Source organism: Sphingomonas sp. 1F27F7B (genome assembly GCF_005503355.1).
In the GTDB taxonomy this organism is placed as follows: domain Bacteria; phylum Pseudomonadota; class Alphaproteobacteria; order Sphingomonadales; family Sphingomonadaceae; genus Sphingomonas.
Map to the genome: position 1 here is coordinate 1 of NZ_SCMK01000053.1, position 3,699 is coordinate 3,699.

3 protein-coding genes are annotated in these 3,699 nt (G+C 62.6%); all 3 read right to left on the reverse strand.

All coding sequences use genetic code 11. The annotated features are described in order from the left end of the window. Nucleotides 1-114 precede the first annotated feature (114 nt). Genes FFS08_RS23290 through FFS08_RS23300 form a run of 3 tightly spaced genes read right to left on the reverse strand, consistent with a single transcriptional unit; the run spans nt 115 to nt 3,571 of the window. Entirely contained in the window at nt 115-1,119 is a 1,005-nt protein-coding gene (locus FFS08_RS23290) for a tyrosine-type recombinase/integrase (protein WP_030540398.1), read from the reverse strand. Further along, complete coding sequence (locus tag FFS08_RS23295) at nt 1,116-2,030, reverse strand: tyrosine-type recombinase/integrase (RefSeq protein ID WP_030540399.1); 915 nt, start codon at nt 2,028-2,030, stop codon at nt 1,116-1,118. Before FFS08_RS23295 ends, FFS08_RS23290 begins: the two co-directional genes overlap by 4 nt. Next, complete coding sequence (locus FFS08_RS23300; protein WP_030540400.1) at nt 2,024-3,571, reverse strand: tyrosine-type recombinase/integrase; 1,548 nt, start codon at nt 3,569-3,571, stop codon at nt 2,024-2,026. Before FFS08_RS23300 ends, FFS08_RS23295 begins: the two co-directional genes overlap by 7 nt. Nucleotides 3,572-3,699 lie beyond the last annotated feature (128 nt).

Sequence of the window (3,699 nt, forward strand, 5' to 3'; positions counted from 1 at the left end):
TTCTTTGCAGTCGCAGTTTATGTCGAGCGTGGCGGCGGTAGGCGCAGGTTTCCTTCGGTTTTCCATGATTTCACTCCAGATAATATGAGTGCCAGGGGGTTGTCCGGAGACGGGCTAGGCCCGCCTTCGAACGTCGGTGAGCATCGTGATCAGGGCATCGGATGGCGGCTTGAAGCGCCCGGGCTTGATGGCAGGAGCGCCGTGCGCCGCGAGAATCTGCAGCTTCTCCTCGGGATCGGCGCGCAAATAGGTCTCGGTGCTCTGGATGCTGGCATGGCCGAGCCACAATGCGACTTTGCGAATGTCCCCTGTCGCCGCGAGCGTGTGCATTGCGCAGGAGTGGCGCAGCACGTGCGGTGTTACGCGCTTGCCAAGGATCGACGGCTGCTTCTCTGCCGCGCGCTTGACGTGCTCCGCCAAACGGAACGCAAATCCGTCGCGGGTCATGGGTTGCCCGCTGGCATTGAGGAATATCTCGGCAGCTTGCGCATCGGGGCGGATCGCAAGCCACGCGCGCAATGCGAACTGAGTCTCCTTCCAGAGCGGGAGGACCCGTTCACGCCGTCCCTTGCCCATGATGTGCACGGTGGACAGGAAGCGGTCCGGGAAATCGCGCAGTTGTAGCGTTACGAGTTCCGACACCCTCAGCCCGCCAGCATAGGCCAGATGCAGCATTGCGCGATCGCGGGTGCCAAGGCGTGTCCGGGGATCCGGGGCGTCGAGCAAAGCCTTGATCTCTGCCCGGTCGAGGTAGTCGATCAGCGCCTTGTCGGTCTTCTTGGTAGGGATCGATCTGACGCGAAGGGCCTGATCCAGGCAGGCCGGAATACGATACTCGATGTAGCGGAAGAAGGACCGGATCGCGGCGAGCCTGCCATTGCGGGTCCGAACACAGCTGCCGCGACCGTTCTCGACATGGTCAAGGAAGGCCATGATCATGTCGGTGCCGAGATCCTCGATCTCGAGATCGGTCGGCCGACGCTTCAGCCGATCGGCAGCGAACTGGACCAGGAGGACAAAGCAGTTGGCATAGGTCTTCACCGTGTGCGGACTGACAGCACGTTCGCGCGGCAGATGTTCACGCAGGTAGATCGAGAGGTGCGGAGCGAGTGCCGTCATGCCGCTTCTCCCCGGTAAAGTTGCTCGCTGGCGACAGCGATATCGCGCAGCAGCACCGGAGTGGCCTCGAGATACCAATAGGTGTTGGCGACCGACGCATGCCCCAGATATACGCTGAGTCCGGCCATGTGGTGTGCGATGGCTTCCCTGTCGCGCGGACAGGACTCAAGGGAACGCACGGCGAAAGTGTGCCGCAGGTCGTGTAACCGCATCCCGGCCGTTCCGGTCGGTCCGCGGTATCCGAGCTGCCGGGCCAGCCTGACGAACACCACGTGGGCGCGCACCTTGTGTGGTGCTCTCCCCCGAATGGTCACGAACAGGTCATTGCCCGTGGCGCCAAGCCTTGCTCGGGTGGCGAGATATGCTTCGAGCGCCTGACGGGTCGATGGCTGCAAGGTAATCAGCCGCTGCTTGCCGAACTTGCCGTTGCGGACGATCAGGCCATCCTCGACCAGATCGTTGCATTGAAGAGCGAGGGCCTCGGAAATCCGGAGACCTGTCGCCGCCAGCAGGCCGAACAGATAATGATACGTGTACGGGCTGATCGTGCCTTGGGGCGCAACGTCCAATACCGCGGTCATGATCGCCCGGACCTGTTCCGGTTCGATGATGGTCGGGGTCGGGCGTGGCCGCTTGCCCCGACCGAAGACGCCCGCAGGCGGAACCTCGTGAGCTGGATCTTCAGCATGAGCGAAAAGGCTGAAGTTACGTACGGCGTCGAACCTATGGCGGGCCACGTTCTGCGAGCTTGCCGTGTGGCACCAGTCGTAAATGCGCTGCACTTGGGTGTGCCGGTCACCGGCGCGGCCGGCGAAATCGGCGTATTGGCGCAGCAAGCGTTCCTGTTCGGAGAACTTCCGTCCCAAGCTGCGATGGAGCGAGACGTATCTGGAAATGTGCATGTTCAGCATGACGGTTCTCCCGGCCATGGCTGCGCGATCTTCATGAGCATCGGCAGATCGACCTTGGCGTAGATGGCAGTGGTCTCAGGCGAGCTGTGACGCAGGATGGTCCCAACGGACTCCAGGCCTGCGCCCGCGCGCAGCAGGTTGGTGGCAAGCGAATGCCGGAATATGTGCGACCCGGTCGGCACTCCTTCGATCCCACCGCGGTCGCGCGTTCGAGCGACGATGCCCGCGATCTCGGCGGACGAGCGGAATGGCCGAAACGGTGCTTGTGCACGCAGGAACAGATGCTCTTCGGCGGCCTCCGGGCGGGCTGCCGCAAGATATGCCAAGATCGCGTCGCCGACATCCTGCGGCAATGGCAGACGGTCCGGTCGACGCGTCTTGCCCTTGACCGTCAGGTGGCCGGACCGCCAGTCGATGTCGTCGAGACGCATGTCCTGAACATCGGCAGCCCTCAGGCCGAGCCTGGCGAGCAGGAGAATGATGGCCTTGTCCCGGACTTCTACCGGACGATCTGTCGGGCAGGCCGCAATGATCCTCTCGATCGTTGCCGGGTCGACGTGGCGCGGCAGCGTCGAAAGGCGGTAGCGCTGCACTGATGGAACTGCATGCAACAATGCAGGCCGGCACTCGCCACGCACGACCAGAAACCGGATGTAGCTCCTCATTATCGTGACGAGCAGCGATGCCGAGCCCGGCGTCTCCTTGCTTCGTCGTTGAAATGCGCTCCTGAGTCCGGCGGCATCCCATTGCGAAGGCTCGCCCAGCATCGGCATGAGCCGTCTGATATCGGTCCGGTAGCGCCGGATCGTCTCATCGGTGACGCCGCGATGTTGCTTGAGCCACGTGAGGTAAGCCGACATGTGCGGGTCATCGTCAGCCACCGGTTCAACCGATGGGATGACACCGCGGCCTCGCAGGAACTCGACGAAGTGCCGTGCGCATCGCCGCCGCCGCTTCGTGCCCGTGGCGACCAGCTTGCCGCGCTTGCGCCATACCGGGCATCGGCAATCATGCGCAGCGTACTGGTCGATGATCGTGTCGTCGATATCGATCCATTGGCGTCGCGTAATGCGAAGCCAGGCCATGAAATGCTCGGCCTCGGACCGATAGGCCTGCGCGGGTCCCTCGGCGAGTTGCAGGCGATCGATCGCATCGGAATAGTCAGCGAGGTGCCGTGGCAGATCGTCGATCCCGTCGTCGACTTCGACGTAGCCTTGATCTTCCAGGAACCGGACGAAGCGCCTGACCCTTGCTGCTTGGTCAGCCTTGTAGTGCGCTTGCTGCGCCGAATACCGGTGGCACCGACACCGATGCTTCTCGAACCGCCGGACAGCCCGATCGTCAATCGTGCGGATCGCGATCTCGTGCAGGTCCAGCCAATGCAGGAAATGGCGGACCGCCGCGCCATACAGAACCGCACAGCCTGACCTCTCGTCGAGCGACAGAGAGGAGAGAAATGCGGCGAGAAGAGTGCCGTGACTGGGCGAATCTTCGACCCGGAGCGGGGCAGTCCGAAACGGCAGTGATGATCGTGTTCGCATGTTGGCTCCTTCGACTTGCTGAGGTCGACGGAACCGTAGTTATCTGGAGTGAAATCATGGAAAACCGAAGGAAACCTGCGCCTACCGCCGCCACGCTCGACATAAACTGCGACTGCAAAGAATATGTC